We start from the raw sequence: 15706 nt of genomic DNA on the forward strand, positions 1-15706 counted from the left end.
TACACCAAGCACGCACGTGTGAATTTTCGTTTTATCTTCGAACCAGTTCATTTATTTATATGCAATCCGAATAGATGCAGGTGTGTCGCCCCGAATCAGCATCGTGTCCAGCATCCTTTCGATCGCAACGGCAACCCTGCCACCCCAGCCCGCTTAGCGCCCCCCTGTGATTGCCGCGGTCGGCGATGCTGTTCCAGTCACCGGCGATGCAGACGAACGTAGGCGCACAGCGGAAGCAGAAGCAGAAGCAGAAGCAGCACTGTCACCGCGCAGGCTCTGCACAACATAACGGTTCCAGCCCTTACGCGATCGTACAAAGCCCGTCCGAGCGCGTTTTGCATCGACCTGCTACTCTCGGGCGAATCGATCATCCTGACGTCGAGGAGTCTTACGAATGAACGCATTGCCCGAATACGTGCCGCCGGATGTGTGGACCTGGAACAAGGAAAACGGCGGCCAGTTCGCCAGCATCAACCGCCCGGTGTCCGGCCCGACGCATGACAGGGACTTGCCCGTCGGACGACATCCGCTGCAGCTTTATTCGCTCGCCACGCCCAACGGCGTGAAGGTCACGATCATGCTCGAAGAACTGCTCGCGCTCGGCCATGCGGGCGCCGAGTACGACGCGTGGCTGATTCGCATCGGCGATGGCGACCAGTTCGGCAGCGGTTTCGTCGAAGCCAATCCGAACTCGAAGATTCCCGCGCTGGTGGACCGCGGCGGCGCGCAACCCGTGCGCGTGTTCGAGTCCGGCGCGATCCTGCTCTATCTCGCGGAGAAGTTCGGCGCTTTCGTTCCGACCGATGCCCCCAGCCGCGCCGAGTGCCTGTCGTGGCTGTTCTGGCAGATGGGCGCGGCGCCCTATCTGGGCGGCGGCTTCGGGCACTTCTATGCCTATGCGCCGAGCAAGATGGAATACCCCATCGACCGCTTCGCGATGGAAGTGAAGCGTCAGCTCGACGTGCTCGACAAGCGCCTCGCGAGCAGCGCATATATCGCGGGCGACGAATACACCATCGCCGATATCGCCATCTGGCCGTGGTATGGCGGTCTCGTGAACGGCTGGCTCTATAACGCGGCCGAATTCCTCTCCGTGCACGAGTACCGGCATGTGCGCCGCTGGGCGGACGCGATCGGCGTGCGCCCGGCCGTGCAGCGCGGCCGCAAGGTCAACCGCACCTTCGGCGAGCCCGCGAGCCAGCTGCACGAACGCCATGATGCGTCCGACTTCGAGACGCGCACGCAGGACAAGGTCGCCGCGGAGAAGTGACGCTTCGCACGCGTCGCGCCTCGCATGGAACTTCGTCATCTTCGTTACTTCATCGCCGTGGCGGAATCGCGCAGCGTGCGCGCCGCCTCCGAGCAGCTGCATGTCACGCAGCCAGCCATTTCGCGACAGATCCAGGACCTCGAGGAAGCCATCGGCGCGACGCTGTTCGAGCGCACGCCGCGCGGCCTGAAACTGACCTCGGCGGGCATGGCGTATCTCGCTGAAGCACGCGATATTCTCGCGCGCGTCGATGCGGCGAACCGGCTCGCGCATCGCATCGCGTCGGGCGTGCAGGGACGCCTGCGCGTGGGCTTCGTCGAGAACGCGTCGTGGAGCGGACTCGTTTCGTCCGCGCTGCATGCGTTTCAGCAAACGGCGAGCGACGTTGCACTCGAACTGCAGCCGATGAACACGCCCGAGCAGCTCGATGCGATCGCGGCCGAGCGTCTGGACGGTGGTTTCTGCTATCGCTTCGGCGCGCTGCCCGATGGCTTCGCGAGCCTGCCGCTGCTCGAACAGGGCGTCGTGCTGGCCGTGCCCGAGCACAGCGCCACCGGCCGCGAAGGGCCGGTGGATGCGCGCGATCTCGTAGACGTCCCCTTCATCGCGTTTCCGCGGCATGTCTATGCCGCGTATTACGACCGGCTGATCTCCGCGTGTGCACAGCGCGGCCTCACGCTGGATATCCGTCAGGAAGCCTCGACCGAGACCGCGATACTTTCGCTCGTCGCGGCGGGCGTCGGCGCCGCGCTCGTCAACGCGGCCAATCGCGAGCGGCCGCCCGCGCGCGTGCGTTTCGTCGACGTGCGCGATCTGTCCGTGCGCCTGCCGCTCGAATTCTGCCATCTCGCGCAGCACGGCAATGCGGCGCTGCAACGCTTCATCGATCTGCTCGCGGCAAACAAGAACGCATGAGAGCATGAAGCACCGATGCCCGCAAGGCATCGCCTGCCGCAGAAAACGGCATTGGCCATGAGGTTTTGCGTCGGCAATAGTGGAGTCGAACCCACTCCGTTCGAACTCCGCTCATGTCCTCTTCCGCATCGCTCATCGCAACCGATATCGACTACGAACGCACCGGCTTTCAGACCGGCACGCTGCGTCTGCCGTGGTCGCACGACCGCTCCGCTTACGGCCATGTCCCGATTCCGCTCGCCGTCCTGAACGCGGGCGATGGCCCCACCGTGCTGCTCACCGGCGGCAATCACGGCGACGAATACGAAGGCCCCGTCGCGCTGATGAAGCTCATGCAGCGCATGCCGGCGCTCTCGATTCGCGGCCGCCTGATCGTGATTCCCGGGCTCAACTTCCCTGCATTTCTCAACGGCTCGCGCACCTCGCCCATCGACGGCGGCAATCTCAACCGGCTCTTTCCGGGCGCGCGCCACGGCAAGCCGACCGAGATGATCGCGCATTACATCGAAACCGAATTGCTGCCGCGCGCGGATATCGTGATCGACCTGCACGCGGGCGGCGCGTCGTTCGAGCATGCGCCGACGCTGCTCGCGTCGCCGCCTCCGCCGCACGATGTCGAACGGCGCGCGCTGTACCTCGACCTGGTGCGCGCGTTCGGCGCACCGAACACGATGATCATGGATTTGCTCGGCGAGGACCGCACCTTCGCGGCGGCGGCCGAGCGCCACGGCAAGCTGTTCCTGTGCGGCGAGTTCGGCGGACACGCGGGCTGCGACGCGGCCAGTCTCGCGATCGTCGAAAGCGGTTTGCAGCGCGTGTTGCAGCGTCTCGGCGTGACGCCCGACGAGCGCATCGCGGCGCCATCGCGCACGCGTTATCTGCGTGTCGAGGGTGCGCAGCACTATGTGTACGCGCCAAGCGCCGGCGTCTTCGAGCCGGCCTTCGCGCTCGGTGACGACGTGTGCGCGGGACAACTAGCGGGCCGTCTGTTCGATCCGCACGAACCGTGGCGCGCGCCGCGCGAGATCGTGTTTCGCGGCGCTGGCCGCGTGATGTGCGTGCGCACTTTCGCGCGGGTCGAAGCGGGCGACTGCATCGCGCTGATCGCCGCCGAATCCTCTCTCGACTGATCCATCAAGGAGCCCTGCATGAGCGCTCATTTCCTGCCCTCGCGTGACGACGACGCCGCGCACGCGAGCACGTCGCTCGACACGCGGCATCCGACCTACATCGTGCTGCTGTTTTTCACGTGCTTCGCGTTCTCGTATCTCGACAGACAGATCGTCAGCATTCTGGTGCAGCCGATCAAGCTCACGCTCGCTCTCACCGATACGCAAATCGGCCTGCTGCAAGGCTTCTCGTTCACGATGTGCTATGCGACCGCGGGCGTATTCGTCGCGCGCCTGGTCGATCGGGCGAATCGCGTGAAGCTGATCGCCGCGTGCGTCGCGATCTGGGCGATATCGACAGCGCTGTGCGGCTTCGCCACCAGCTTCGCCGAACTGCTCGCCGCGCGTGCCGGCACCGCGATCGCGGAAGCAGCGCTGAGTCCCGCGGCCCTGTCGATCTTCAGCGATATCTTCCCGCCGCGCAAAGTCACGCGCGCGAGCAGCATATTCATGCTCGGGCCGTATATCGGCGGTGGACTCGCGCTATTCGGCGGCGGCATGCTCTTGTCCGCGACGGGCGGCGAGGCGGGCGCACGATTCGCGCCGCACGGCTTCGCGCCATGGCAGGCGGTATTCGTGCTCGTGGGATTGCCGGGCCTCGTGCTCGCGGCGCTGGTCGCGTTCACGGTGCGCGAGCCGGCGCGACGCGAAGCCCCCGAACGCGCGCATGTCCATGCGAATGAGACCCTGCCGCCGCTGCGCGACGTGTTCGCCGAATTGTTCGTGCGCAATCGTTTCTGTGCACCCTACTTCGCCGCGTATGTCGCGCTGATCACGCTGTTCTACTCGCACGCCGCGTGGTTCCCGACGCTCCTCATGCGCCACTTCCACCTCGCGCCCGCAATGGTCGGCAAGCTCGCGGCGCCCGCCTACATGATTGGCGGCATGCTCGGCGTGGCGGCCGCCGGACTGCTCGCGGCGCGCGTCACCGATCAACGCGCGTTGCGGAAAGTGCTGTTTCTGTCGACCTGCGCGGTGACCGCGCTCGTGCCAGCCGCGATCGCGATGCCGCTGGTCGCGCACAGCACGTTCGCGATCCTGCTCTACGGCGCATGTGCGCTGGCCGCGAGCATTGCGATGGCGCTCGCGCCGGTGCCGCTGCAGATCGCCGTGCCGAACCGCATGCGCGGCCGCTCCATCGCGCTGCTGGTGTTCATGACCAACGCGATCAGCGGCGGCATCGGCCCGCTCGCGGTAGGCTATCTGAACGAACGTGTCGGCGGTGCGCATGCGCTTGCCATCGTCGGCGGAAGCGCGGCGCTCGCGAGCGCGTTGCTCTATGCGCTGGCGACGGCGCGCATCGCTTCCACGCGAAAGGAGGATTGACGATGACGCATGCGGCACTCAACTGGCGTATCGGCGGCATGAAAATCACGCGCATCGACGAAACGGATTTCGCGCTCGCGCCGGACAAGCTGTATCCCGACTGGGACGATGCGGGCTTCGACCACGAGATCGAACTCGTGCGATTGCGCACGCATCTGTGGGTGGTCGAGCGTGACGGCCTCACGCTGGTGGTCGATACGGGTATCGGCAATGGCAAGACGCGGCCCTTCAGCGCGCTGTTCGACCGGCTCGACAACCCGGTGCTCGAGCGTTTCGAAACCGCGGGCTTCGATCCTCACGGAGTGGATTACGTGCTGCTCACGCATTTGCATGTCGATCACGTCGGATGGAACACGCACTGGGTGGACGGACGCTGGACGCCGGTGTTTCCGAACGCGACGCACGTGTTCAGCGAGCGCGAGCGCGCCTTCTTCGACACACCCGCGGGCGAGGCGCGCCGCATGGTCTTCGAGGACAGCGTGATGCCGCTCATCGATGCAGGTATCACGCGCGTCATTCCAGACGAAGGCGCGATGCTGATGGATGGCGTACGCTTCTGGCCGAGCTTCGGTCATAGCGCGGGCCACATGGCGATCGAGATCGAATCGGACGGCGAGATCGCGATCTTCTCGGGCGATGTCATGCATAGCCCGATTCAGGTCGAAAGACCGCAATGGAGTTCCATGTTCTGTCTGGATCGCGAGCGGGCTCGCGAATCGCGCGAATGGCTGCTGAGCCATGCGGCCAATCTGCATGCGACGGTTTTTCCCGCGCATTTTCCGGAAACGTCGGCGGGAAAGATCGAGCGAAACGAAGCTGGATTCGGCTGGCACTATCTGGCTCCGTACCACGCCGGATAAGCTTCGCCCCCTCCTTTTTCCACCCCCGAAAGGAGGGTGTTCGACCACTGCGGCTTCCGTGCACCATAGGGACTTAACCAGGTCCTTAAGAAGAAGCGCGGCATGAACCGCAAAAAAAACCGACTGACGGACGCACGACGACTCGCCCTGACCGATGCCGATATCGCACATCTGCGGCTCGCCATCGAGTCGTCGGCGAGGGATGATCATCCGGCGCTTCCGCCTGCTTACTGGCGGCATCGCCTCAAGCGGCTCGTGAATGAAGGCGATCTTCTGCCGAAGCAGCGCAAGAAAATCGATGAGTTGCTGGAGAGGCTCGACGCGGGGCCGTTCGAGGACGGGGCGTGAGGTGCTGACGTGACGATATGAGTCGGCCGCATGAAGCCCGCTGACATCGGAACGCCGCTCCCTCGTGCTCCATGCGTGGGGAGACAATTCGACCGCCTATAAGCCATCTTTCTGGCGAGTCAGCAGACCACCGGTCAAGCCAGCAAACGAACTATCGCCGCCCTCGCGCCGGCTTGAGTCCTCCCTTGCAATATCGCTCACGCGAAAGCCGAAAAGCCCACGCCTGCGATATTCGTGCGCTCGCAGGTCAGAAGATACTTTCCTCGCCGACGAGATTCCCCGCGGGCACGCGCACATCGCTGAGGAACACTTCGTCGACTTCATGCTCGAGCGCTCGCACGAGGCCAGACGCGACGCTTGGACACGCGCTCCGCGAAGCCGATCGCCACCGACATCAACGCGATGCCGGCCAGTTGCAGCGTCGAGAGGCGCTGACCGAACACGAGCCAGTCGATGACGATGGCCACGGCCGGATAAACGAACTGCAGCACCGCGACGCGGCCAGTAGCGAGACGCGCCATGCCGACGTACATCAGCGTGTAGGCAAGACCGGTGTGGATCAGCCCGAGCCCCGCGAGCCACGCCCACGACATGCCCCATGCGGGCCAACCGTGCTGCATCGGCCAGACGAGCAGCGCCAGCGTGCCGAGTGCGCATTGCCACCACGCGAGGACTCCGGCTGGCAGCGCGTGCAGGCGCCGCGCGACGATCGTCACGCACGCCATGCAAAGCGAGCCCGCGAGACAGGCGGCGACGCCGAGCCAGTAGGCCGGATCGAGCGCGCCGCTCGACGCATGCTCGACGATTCCGGTCGCCAGCGCGAGACCCGTCATCGCGACCAGGACCGCGCCGAAGCGCTGCTTGCCTATCGGTTCCTTCAGCCATAGCGCGCCGAGCACGAGCACCCACATCGGCTGAACATGGAATAACACGATGGCCACGCCCGTCGAGACCCGCTCGACCGCGCTGAAGAACAAGGCCCAGCTCAGCACCATCAGCGTGCTGGCCGCCAGCACCCACGTCGCGGTGGCGCGCGTCAGGCGCAGCGAGCGCGCATGCCCGCGCGCACTTACCCACGCCGTCATGCCCAGCAGGCCGAACGCGCAGCGAAACCAGGTGGCGGTCAGCGGGTCGGTGTTCGCCTCGTGCAGAAACACGCCGATCGTGCCGAGCAGCGCGCAGCCGAGCAGAAAGGGGCCGGCGCCGGTCGCCGGGCGGCGCCCCGCGTGAGCGGCGTCGTGTGATGTGCGGTTCGTGTCCATGCGGCCAGTGTGGGCCGCGACGCATCGAACGAAAAGCGCATAATTCGAAGCTGATCCATTCGATTATCGAAAGCACGGGGAGCGCGGCCAAACGATGAAACAGCAAGATTTGCAAATGGACTGGCTCAAATGCTTCGTCGCGGTGGTCGATGCAGGCTCGCTGTCGAGCGCGGCGGGCGAAGTGCATCGATCACAGTCGGCGGTGAGCATGCAGTTGAAGAAGCTCGAGAGCGCGCTCGGATCGAGGCTCGTCGAGCGCGGCTCGCGCACGCTCGAACTGACGCACGAGGGGCAGACGCTGCTCGGCTATGCGCGCCGCATTCTCGACCTGCATGCGGAAGCGCAGGTCGCGCTGCAAGTCGAAACGCTCACCGGTCAGGTGCGGCTCGGCGTGCCCGACGACTACGCGGCGAGATATCTCACGCCGGTGCTGAAGCGCTTCGCGCCGCGACACAGCGGGGTGGAAATCGAACTGATCTGCGAGCAATCGACTTCACTGATCCCGCGTGTGTCGAGCGGCGAACTGGACATCGCGCTCGTCTCGCGCGACCACGCGCGACGCGGCACGCTCCTTTTTCACGAACCGATGGTCTGGGTCGGCGCCACGCAATTCGAGCTATGGCGACGCGACCCGCTGCCGATCGCGGTCTACGAAAGCACGAGTCTCGCGCGGCGCAGCGCGATTCACTCGCTCGCGCAGCAGGGGCGTCGATACAAGGTGGTCTACAACAGTTCGAGCCTGGCCGGGCAGATCGCCGCGGTCGAAAGCGGACTGGCCGTGGCGGCGCTGACGCAATGCAGCGCGCCCGAATACCTGCGGATTCTCAGCAGCGAAGAGGGCCTGGGACCCCTGGAGCCGATGCAGGTCGCGGTGTATCGCAGCCGCGACTCGCGCGGCTCGAAGGCGGTCGACAGCCTGCACAGCCTGCTCGTCAAGACGCTCAGGCAGTCGGCGTCGGTCTGAGGCCCGCATCGCGACGCGAGGCAACGCCCTCGATCTCCACCAGCAGATCGGCGCGGCAGATATCGACCTTCAGGTAACGGATGCACGCATGCGGATGAAATACGGCCCGCGCAAGCGACTCCACCGCGAGGCGGTCCGCCGCATGCCGGTAATAGACCTTGATCTGATCGAGGTCGTGAAGCGTGTAGCCGCCCGTCGCGCCGTGCGCGGCGAGATTCTCCGCGCCTATCAGATGCGCGATGTTGCCGATCGTGACATCCCACTGTCTGGCCAGATCGCCTGCGTGCATCGTCGCGTGACCGAGAATGCTGGCCGTGCCGGAGACGAACAGCGTATCGCGCATGAGCGTGGCCCGCGCGAAGCTCGGCGGCCTTGGGCCGTAACGCCGCGGATACTTATACGCGGGCGTCTGCCTCGAATTCTCGATGTGCCGCACCGTGCTCTCGCGGCACGCCAGAAAATAGAAGCCGACGCCCTCGCCCCATGTGCCAATGCCCGTCGCCGCCGGCATGCCCGCATCGGCCGCGTAATCCTGCTCGAAGGCGAGCGCCCGCCCACGGCAGAAATCGCGGTAGACCTCGAGCCCTTCCCCGTTCTCGCCGTTGATGCGCGGAATGAAATTCCACATGCGAAAAATTTTCGGAAAGCCCTGTTCCGCTATCAGCGCGAATGCGTCGGCATAGACCTTGCGGGCCGCCTCGGTGTATCGCTCGGAAAGCGGAATGAAACCCGCGCAGAAGAGAAACTCGTCGTCGTGGGAAAAGACCAGATCGCCGGCGCTGCCGCTCGTGACCGTCCCGACGGACCACCACACTTCGGCGAAGTCCTCGCGCGCTTCGTCGCCCATTTTCAGGCGCAGCACAGGCACGCCGCCTTCGATGCGGGGCCTGCCGCTCGTCGCGCCGAAGACGATTCGCGCGAGCGCGGCATTGCGATTGCTGCATGCCTCGTCGGGCCCGGTGAAGCGCGACGCGATCAGATCATCCGCCGACGCCCGCTCCGCCACGACATTGAAACAAGCCGATGTCAAATCGTCTCTCCCTTGCGCCGCCAAGTTACGAGGGCTGATCCGTCTGGTCGCCGAACAAGTCCGCCGTCGCGACTTTTTCCTGTTGAGCGGGCAAGGCGCCGCTCCTGACCTGTTCGAGGATGTCCGGCGGCAGCCACGTCTGTTCCATGGCGCCAATGCCGTTTTCGATCATCTGCTGGAGGAAAAACGATTGCTTGCGCCCCGTCACCTCTGCCAATAGTCGCAGCCGTTGCTCGAATTGTGGATCGACCCGTACCGCGACCACCTTCAGCTTGTTTTCGGCGGTCCGTCTCACTGCTTGCTCCTGTTGCGTTCGTCGCGCGCCGAATGCCGGCGCGTGCATGCGGTGCTTCTACCACAGGCGTTCACGACACGGCAAGCCTCGCTGCGGCGCACGACCGTGCATAACGATGAAAAATACGCGTGCTAACATCAAAAATCAGAGCATTGTGGGAATCCGACGAGATTGGCCCGGGCGCGCGAACCGGCCTGGAACAGCGTCATGAACGAACCTGAAGAGCATTCCGGATTCGGCGCGGCCGAGAGCATGCCGTCGCTGCCGCCGCTCGACTTTCGCGCCGCGCGGCGTCGTCTCGTCGCGGCGCTCATCGCGTCCGTCATCGTGCCGTTCGCGTTTTTCTGGCTCTACGGCTATTACACCTACCAGCGCGCGCTCAGCGAAACCGGCGCGTCGCTGCAGCGTCTCGTGCGCGTGGTCGATGAAAACGCGAACACGCTGTTCAGCATTAATCGCGAACTCATCGAGCGCGTCGAGGAGCTGCTCGGCAGCGGCGATGCGGCGTTCATCGCGCGCAGTCAGCCCGAACTGCACGACGCACTCGCGCGGCTCGCCGCGAGCCACCCGCAGATCGCCGCGCTCTCGGTGCTCGACGAGCACGGCCGGCTCATTCTCAGCAGCCGCTTCTACCCGGCGCCGAACGTTTCCATCGGCGATCGCGCGGATTTCATCGAGACGCGCGACACGCGCGCCGCTTTCCATGTATCGATGCCGGAACGAGGACGCGTGAAGAACACCGACATCGTCAATTCGCTCACCGCGCGTTACGCGAAGGACGGGCGCTTTCTCGGCGAAATCTCCATCGCGTTGCGTCGCGATTATCTGATGAGCTTCTATCGCGAACTCGCCGAACACGATCCGGCGCTCACGCTCGCGCTGCATCGCGCCGATGGCGCCCTGCTCGCGCGCTATCCGGCGGTGCAGCCGGACGCGCCGCGCAGTCATGACGTGCTCGCCGCCGCGTTCGCGCAAGGCAAGTCCGCGGGCCTCATGCGCTACGTGTCGCCGCTGGATGACGACGAGAAACTCGCAGCCTGGCGGCGCGTCGACGACTATCCGGTCTACGCGGCCGCCGGCTTCTCCATCCACGATGTGCGCGCCGCCTGGTGGCGCCGCGACGTGTCGATCGCATCGATCGCGCTGATTCCGTGCATCGGGTTGTGGCTTTTGATCGCGTTCTCGCTGCGCCGGCTCGCGGCGGAGGAAGCCGCGTGGCATAACTGGCGCGGCGAACTCGGGCGGCGGCGCACGGCCGAAGCCGCGACGCGGCGTCTGCAACGCATGGGCGCGCTCGGCAACCTGGTCGCGAACGTTGCGCACGATTTCAACAACCTGCTGATGGTCGTCGCCTCCAACATGGAAATTGCGCGGCGCAAGGGCTACAACGGTCTCGCGAAGGAGGTCGCGGCGGTCGAGCGTGCGTCGGTCAGCGCGCAGTCGCTGGCGCGCCGGCTGATGAGCGTGGCACGCCGTCAGCCCTTGCACTTGCAGGTCATACGGCTCGACCGGTGGATGAAGGAATGCGACCCGCTCGTGCGCACATCGGTGGGCGACAAGGTCACGCTGCGCACGCACGTACCGGAGTCGACCTGGCCGGTGTGCGTCGATGCGACCGAACTCACCTCGGCGCTCATCAACATTGCGGTGAACGCGAGGGACGCGATGCCCGATGGCGGCGAGTTCGATATCACCTGCACGAACGTGCGTCTCCAGCAGGAGCACGACGGCCTCGCCCCCGGGGAATATGTCTTGATCTCATGTCAGGACACCGGCACCGGCATGCGTCCCGAAGTCGCGCTCCACGCCTTCGAGCCGCTCTTCACGACCAAGGGCGCGGGCGCCGGCACGGGACTCGGGCTCGCGCAGGTCCTCGCGATGGCCGAACAGGCGGGCGGCGCCGCGCGCGCCGACACCGCATGGGGCTACGGCACGACCATTCACATCCATCTGCCGCACTGGACCGGCGAGATCGAAGCGCTCGCTGAGACGCCGCCGGTCGCGAGCGTACGACGCGATGCGCCCGCATCGACCGCGCTGCTCGTCGAAGACAACGAGGAAGTCGCGGCGGGCCTGTGCGCCGTGCTAGAAGTGCTCGGCTGGCAGGCGCGCCACGCAGCATCGGGCGATGCCGCGCTGAATGTGCTCGAAGCGGGCGGCGAGTTCGATCTCGTGCTCTCGGACATCCAGATGCCTGGCGCCTGCGATGGCATCAGGCTCGCCGAATGGATCAAGGCGAAGCGCCCGCGGCAGCCCGTCGCGCTGATGACGGGCTACGCCGACCAGCTCGAACAGGCGCGACGCACGGGCTTCACGATTCTCGCCAAGCCGTTCAATATCGACGACCTGAAAGCGCTGCTCGACGGCCTGCCCGTGCGTCACGCGGGCGAGGCCTGACGCGGCGCGCTCCAGCCGCCGAACTGCGCGATATCGTTGAGCGCCAGCCGTGCGCGCGGCGCGAGTTCGCGTTCGGCGAGTGCGTCGGGCAACGCGCGCGCGTCGCCGTGATGCGCGATCGAGATGATGGATAGCGCCTCGAAACGTTGCGGAATGTCGAAGGCTTCTTTCAGGCCGGTACGATCGAAACCGCCCATGGCGTGTGCGGCGAGCCCTTGCGCGTGCGCCTGAAGCAACAGCGCCATGCCGGCCGCGCCCGCGTCGTAGCTCGCGCTCGGATTGGCTTCGCCCTTCGCGGTGAGCGTATCGGCGAGCACGGCGATCAGCACCTGCGCGTTGGCGTTCCACGACTGGTTGAACGGCACCAGCAGCCTGAACGCACGTTCGAACGCGGCCGTGTCCGAGGCCTTCTCGAACACGACGAAGCGCCAGGGCTGAACGTTATACGCGGAAGGCGCCCAGCGCGCCGCCTCGAGCAGCGCGATCACCTGCGCATGCGCGACCGGCCGGTCTGCATAAGCGCGCGGGCTCCATCGCCCGGCGATCAGCGGATGAATGGCGATATCGGTCGGGGCGGGTCGATGCGTCATGGCGGTGTCGGATGAGATTGAAGTGATGGCCGCAAAGCATAAGCGACGCCCGCCGCGTTTCAAACCATCTTGCGCAGATAAGCAAAGCTGCTTGAGAGACTTGCGGAATCAATGCGCCGGATCGGCGCTGTGCACGGCGTCGGCGTTGGTCGTTTCCTCCTGAATTCGCAATGACGATTCGATGACTTCGGAACTAGTCTTCACGAATTCGCGCGCCCATTGCAAGACGGCCCGCTCCGCCAGCGCCCGCGTAGGTTCAATGAGCTGGCTCGGATAACTGATTTTTAGCACTTCGGCATGCTTTCGGTAGTCCGCCTGTCGCGAGAATCGGGCATCGGCTGTCCAACCCTTGCCAGTAACCGACTGGGGAATGATCTCGACAAAATATGCGCCCATTGAATACATGGATGTCTCCATTCCGGATGCATTTTTGTCTAGCATAGGCCGATCCCGGTCCGGCGTATCACCTCACAAAAAAGATAAAGAGCGCCCTAGGGCGCGCCCTTGTTTTCGTTTCGCTTTTCAGTGCACTGGCGACTCCGTCGGCAACTGGAAAGCGTCGACGGTATAGCCCATGTTGAAGTAACCCGCGCGCGCATAAACGCAGATGTGCTCGAGTTGTTCCGCGCGCGTGGTTTCGTGCGCGACCTGCTCGTCGCGCGCCGCCAGGTCCCTGGCAAAGCGCAACCGCCGCCAGTACCGGTTCAGAAAGTGGGGCATGGCTCGCCTCCTCGCTGCATGAATGGCTCGAATCTAGCCTGTCAAAAACCCTTCGACAAACAAGCTTTTCTACGAAGCATTGCAGCGAGCGGACATATGCCGGTGCGCTGGTGACTTCAGGTCGCGTCGACCCTTCCGCCGACGACATCGCGTCCCTCCGCCCGGTCCAGATGCCGCAGCAACCGCGTCACCATGGTCACAACCGTGAACGCGAGAATCACGAAGAACACCGCGAGCGGCGTCAGCACATGCACGGAAACGAAGCCGGCGAGTCCCATCATCGCGGACGATACGAGCAACAGCGAACAGCCGAGGATCGCCGCCGTAAGGCCCGCGATATGCGGAAACAACGAATTGCCCTTGGCCATGAGCGTCGGATACATCGCGCCCGCGCAGAAGGCCATGACCAGCACCGGCAGCGCGAGGGTCCATACCTTGAGGCCGATCACGAGCGCGAGCAGCAGCATCACGACGGCCGCGCCCGCCATCACGCGCGAGCCGATGCGCAGCCGTTGCTCGGGACCCGGCAGACGCGCGCCATGCACGCGGTTCGACAGGCCGCCCATGAAGTACATCATGCCGATGGCGAGCGCGAGATAGCCGAAATAGGTCGGCGGCTTGTGCAGCGTGTTCTGCACCATGAACGGACCGACGATGTTGAACACCAGCAGAATGCTGTAGCACAGGCCCTGCGCGAGAAAACAGCTCCGAAACACCGGGCTCGCGAGCACTTTGCCCGCGTTGGAGAACAGCGTGCGCGGCGCGAGATGCACGGGCGTGGGCAGGGTTTCACGATACCGCAACAGGACCGTCCACATGACGATCGAATAGATGAGCAGAAACACGAGACACGACTTCCAGCCGAACCATTCCTGCAAATGCGCGCCGATCACCGGGGCGACGATCGGCGCGACGCCCCACGCGATCGACATGTAGGTGAACGCGTGCATCAGCGCCTGTCCCCTGAAGGAATCGGTGATGATCGCCTTCGCGAGCAGATTGGTCGCCGCGATGCCGAAGCCCTGCAGGCAGCGCGCCAGAAGAAAGGTTTCGAGATTGGTCGCCGCGAGCGAGAGCAGACAGCCGAGCGAGAACACGACCAGGCCGAAGCCGAGCACCTTCTTGCGGCCGTGCGCGTCGGCAATGGGACCGAAGGTCAGCTGACCGATCGCGTACGCCGCCATGTAACCCGACACGCTCGACTGGATCGCCTGGGACGAGGTCGCGAAGTAACGCGCCATGGTGGGCAGCGCGGGCACGTAGATGTCGATGGCGAGCTGACCGGCGGAAGCGAACAGGCAGATCAGAAACAGCAGGAAACGCGGGGAATTCGATGTGGATCTTGGCGGGTTCATGGCAACGCAAAATGTGCGGCGGCCTCTCGCGGGCGCGTGCGGATGACGAATGCATCGTATTTTGCCCGTCATCGCGCTGCGCGGCTGAAATGCCCACGTCGGCGGCGCAGTGATGAAGCGCCGTCGCGCGCCGCTCAGAGCGTGGCGGTCACGCCGGTGCTCGATCCCGTGACGAGTGCGCGGCGGCCGCCGAGATCGAATGGCTTCAGAACGTGGTTCAAGGTTGTCGCCTCCTCAAGATTAACGAACGTTCAGCTCGTCGCGCGTCAGGTAGAAAGCGCGATTATCCGTCAGCTTGCCGACCATGAAGTCGATGAACGTTCGCACTCGCAGCGGCTGCTCCGTGCGGCTGCGATAGTAGATGTAGACCGATTCGCGCTGCGTCAGATGTTGCGTGAGCAGCGGCACGAGACGCCCTTCGCGGATCGGCTCGGCGGCCGAGAAGCTGCCGAGCTGACCGATCGCCAGGCCCGCGAGCACGGCCTCGGCTTCCGCATCCACATCGTTCGCGCACAGCCACGCCGCGATCTCGCGATAGACGATTTCATCGCCGATCATGAATTCCCAGGGCGCCTGCCGGCCGGTGTTCGCACGCCGGTAACCCGTGCATCGATGCGACGCGAGTTCGTCGACGGATGCCGGCGCGCCGTGACGTTCGATATACGCGGGCGACGCGCACACGATCAGCTGAATCGGCAGCAGACGCCGCGCGATCGCACCGCCCGCGGGCGGCGAGCCGCCACGAAAACCGACATCGGCGCGTTCTTCGACCAGATCGGTGAACTGGTCGTCGAAGCGCGCATCGAGCTCGACGTCGGGATAGCGCGCGGCGAATTCGAGCACCGATGGCCACACCGCGCGCCCGAGCGCTTTCGGCGCGCTGATCCGCAGCGGTCCCGCGATCTCCTCCTTCGCGCGGCGCGCCTCGGCGAACGCGGAGGAAAGCATCGCGAGCGCCGGCTCCGCGTTCTGCAACAGGCGCTGCCCTTCTTCCGTCAGTGAAAGCTTGCGCGTCGTGCGATGAAACAGCCGCACGCCAAGCGCCTTTTCGAGCTGCATGACCGCATGGCTCGCCGCTTGCGGGGAAATCCCCTGATCAATCGCGGCGCGGCGCAGATTTCCCAGCGCGGCGGCGCGCACGAAGATCGAAATCGCCCGGACCTCATTCATGGCGTTCCCTCGTCGGAGCTGGATTCGCAAATAAA

At 65.0% G+C, this 15706-nt stretch carries 16 protein-coding genes and 1 pseudogene; 8 read left to right on the forward strand and 9 right to left on the reverse strand.

Annotated elements, in window-relative coordinates:
• Window positions 1–394 precede the first annotated feature (394 nt).
• The 6 genes from yghU (at window position 395) to AWB79_RS36555 (ending at window position 5888) form a co-directional block, all read left to right on the forward strand.
• On the forward strand, window positions 395–1270 hold the full coding sequence (gene yghU / locus AWB79_RS36530) for a glutathione-dependent disulfide-bond oxidoreductase (RefSeq protein ID WP_061172341.1): 876 nt from the start codon (window positions 395–397) through the stop codon (window positions 1268–1270).
• 24 nt (window positions 1271–1294) lie between these two features.
• Entirely contained in the window at window positions 1295–2185 is an 891-nt protein-coding gene (locus tag AWB79_RS36535; RefSeq protein WP_061172342.1) for a LysR family transcriptional regulator, read from the forward strand.
• A 113-nt stretch (window positions 2186–2298) separates the two neighbouring features.
• A complete protein-coding gene (locus AWB79_RS36540) occupies window positions 2299–3315 on the forward strand; it encodes a succinylglutamate desuccinylase/aspartoacylase family protein (protein ID WP_061172343.1) in 1017 nt (338 codons plus the stop codon).
• Between the two features lie 18 nt (window positions 3316–3333).
• Complete coding sequence (locus AWB79_RS36545; protein WP_061172344.1) at window positions 3334–4680, forward strand: MFS transporter; 1347 nt, start codon at window positions 3334–3336, stop codon at window positions 4678–4680.
• Window positions 4681–4682: 2 nt separating this feature from the next.
• Entirely contained in the window at window positions 4683–5540 is an 858-nt protein-coding gene (locus tag AWB79_RS36550) for an MBL fold metallo-hydrolase (RefSeq protein WP_061172345.1), read from the forward strand.
• A gap of 102 nt (window positions 5541–5642) precedes the next feature.
• A complete protein-coding gene (locus AWB79_RS36555) occupies window positions 5643–5888 on the forward strand; it encodes a hypothetical protein (RefSeq protein ID WP_061172346.1) in 246 nt (81 codons plus the stop codon).
• A 200-nt stretch (window positions 5889–6088) separates the two neighbouring features.
• On the opposite strand, the pseudogene AWB79_RS39215 reads toward AWB79_RS36555, so the two are convergent.
• Both AWB79_RS39215 and AWB79_RS36560 read right to left on the reverse strand, forming a co-directional pair.
• Window positions 6089–6216, reverse strand: a pseudogene (locus tag AWB79_RS39215) (pimeloyl-CoA dehydrogenase large subunit); the annotation flags it as partial.
• Window positions 6209–7150 (reverse strand): DMT family transporter, encoded by a 942-nt coding sequence (locus AWB79_RS36560; RefSeq protein WP_082862580.1) that lies wholly within the window; start codon window positions 7148–7150, stop codon window positions 6209–6211. The pseudogene AWB79_RS39215 and the gene AWB79_RS36560, both read right to left, overlap by 8 nt.
• 94 nt (window positions 7151–7244) lie before the next feature.
• On the opposite strand from AWB79_RS36560, the gene AWB79_RS36565 reads away from it, so the two are divergent.
• Window positions 7245–8114: a LysR family transcriptional regulator gene (locus AWB79_RS36565; RefSeq protein WP_061172347.1), complete on the forward strand. Its 870-nt coding sequence runs from the start codon at window positions 7245–7247 to the stop codon at window positions 8112–8114.
• Here the strand turns inward: AWB79_RS36565 and AWB79_RS36570 are convergent.
• Together AWB79_RS36570 and AWB79_RS36575 are read right to left on the reverse strand one after the other, a co-directional pair.
• Window positions 8092–9144, reverse strand: coding sequence for an FkbO/Hyg5 family chorismatase (locus AWB79_RS36570; RefSeq protein ID WP_232471133.1), 1053 nt, complete (start codon window positions 9142–9144; stop codon window positions 8092–8094). The two genes, AWB79_RS36565 and AWB79_RS36570, sit on opposite strands and share 23 nt — an antisense overlap.
• Before the next feature lie 25 nt (window positions 9145–9169).
• Entirely contained in the window at window positions 9170–9439 is a 270-nt protein-coding gene (locus tag AWB79_RS36575; RefSeq protein WP_061172367.1) for a YlcI/YnfO family protein, read from the reverse strand.
• Window positions 9440–9646: 207 nt separating this feature from the next.
• Between AWB79_RS36575 and AWB79_RS36580 the strand changes: the two genes are divergently transcribed.
• Window positions 9647–11836, forward strand: coding sequence for a hybrid sensor histidine kinase/response regulator family protein (locus AWB79_RS36580; protein ID WP_061172368.1), 2190 nt, complete (start codon window positions 9647–9649; stop codon window positions 11834–11836).
• Here AWB79_RS36580 and AWB79_RS36585 read toward each other — a convergent pair.
• From AWB79_RS36585 to AWB79_RS36605, 5 genes are all read right to left on the reverse strand, one after another.
• Entirely contained in the window at window positions 11818–12426 is a 609-nt protein-coding gene (locus AWB79_RS36585; protein ID WP_061172348.1) for a nitroreductase family protein, read from the reverse strand. The genes AWB79_RS36580 and AWB79_RS36585 overlap by 19 nt on opposite strands.
• A gap of 108 nt (window positions 12427–12534) precedes the next feature.
• Window positions 12535–12831: a hypothetical protein gene (locus AWB79_RS36590; protein ID WP_061172369.1), complete on the reverse strand. Its 297-nt coding sequence runs from the start codon at window positions 12829–12831 to the stop codon at window positions 12535–12537.
• Between the two features lie 117 nt (window positions 12832–12948).
• Window positions 12949–13146 (reverse strand): hypothetical protein, encoded by a 198-nt coding sequence (locus tag AWB79_RS36595; RefSeq protein ID WP_061172349.1) that lies wholly within the window; start codon window positions 13144–13146, stop codon window positions 12949–12951.
• 116 nt (window positions 13147–13262) lie between these two features.
• A complete protein-coding gene (locus tag AWB79_RS36600; protein WP_061172350.1) occupies window positions 13263–14501 on the reverse strand; it encodes a multidrug effflux MFS transporter in 1239 nt (412 codons plus the stop codon).
• 240 nt (window positions 14502–14741) lie between these two features.
• Window positions 14742–15671: a LysR family transcriptional regulator gene (locus AWB79_RS36605; protein ID WP_061172351.1), complete on the reverse strand. Its 930-nt coding sequence runs from the start codon at window positions 15669–15671 to the stop codon at window positions 14742–14744.
• Window positions 15672–15706 lie beyond the last annotated feature (35 nt).

Source organism: Caballeronia hypogeia (assembly GCF_001544875.2).
Taxonomy (GTDB): domain Bacteria; phylum Pseudomonadota; class Gammaproteobacteria; order Burkholderiales; family Burkholderiaceae; genus Caballeronia; species Caballeronia hypogeia.

What these genes read in the sequence shown, in the direction of transcription:
- yghU (WP_061172341.1), top strand. Translation starts at nt 395, where the DNA reads ATGAACGCATTGCCCGAATACGTGCCGCCGGATGTGTGGACCTGGAAC.
- AWB79_RS36535 (WP_061172342.1), top strand. Translation starts at nt 1,295, where the DNA reads ATGGAACTTCGTCATCTTCGTTACTTCATCGCCGTGGCGGAATCGCGC.
- AWB79_RS36540 (WP_061172343.1), top strand. Translation starts at nt 2,299, where the DNA reads ATGTCCTCTTCCGCATCGCTCATCGCAACCGATATCGACTACGAACGC.
- AWB79_RS36545 (WP_061172344.1), top strand. Translation starts at nt 3,334, where the DNA reads ATGAGCGCTCATTTCCTGCCCTCGCGTGACGACGACGCCGCGCACGCG.
- AWB79_RS36550 (WP_061172345.1), top strand. Translation starts at nt 4,683, where the DNA reads ATGACGCATGCGGCACTCAACTGGCGTATCGGCGGCATGAAAATCACG.
- AWB79_RS36555 (WP_061172346.1), top strand. Translation starts at nt 5,643, where the DNA reads ATGAACCGCAAAAAAAACCGACTGACGGACGCACGACGACTCGCCCTG.
- AWB79_RS36560 (WP_082862580.1), bottom strand. Translation starts at nt 7,150, where the DNA reads ATGGACACGAACCGCACATCACACGACGCCGCTCACGCGGGGCGCCGC.
- AWB79_RS36565 (WP_061172347.1), top strand. Translation starts at nt 7,245, where the DNA reads ATGAAACAGCAAGATTTGCAAATGGACTGGCTCAAATGCTTCGTCGCG.
- AWB79_RS36580 (WP_061172368.1), top strand. Translation starts at nt 9,647, where the DNA reads ATGAACGAACCTGAAGAGCATTCCGGATTCGGCGCGGCCGAGAGCATG.
- AWB79_RS36585 (WP_061172348.1), bottom strand. Translation starts at nt 12,426, where the DNA reads ATGACGCATCGACCCGCCCCGACCGATATCGCCATTCATCCGCTGATC.
- AWB79_RS36590 (WP_061172369.1), bottom strand. Translation starts at nt 12,831, where the DNA reads ATGTATTCAATGGGCGCATATTTTGTCGAGATCATTCCCCAGTCGGTT.
- AWB79_RS36595 (WP_061172349.1), bottom strand. Translation starts at nt 13,146, where the DNA reads ATGCCCCACTTTCTGAACCGGTACTGGCGGCGGTTGCGCTTTGCCAGG.
- AWB79_RS36600 (WP_061172350.1), bottom strand. Translation starts at nt 14,501, where the DNA reads ATGAACCCGCCAAGATCCACATCGAATTCCCCGCGTTTCCTGCTGTTT.
- AWB79_RS36605 (WP_061172351.1), bottom strand. Translation starts at nt 15,671, where the DNA reads ATGAATGAGGTCCGGGCGATTTCGATCTTCGTGCGCGCCGCCGCGCTG.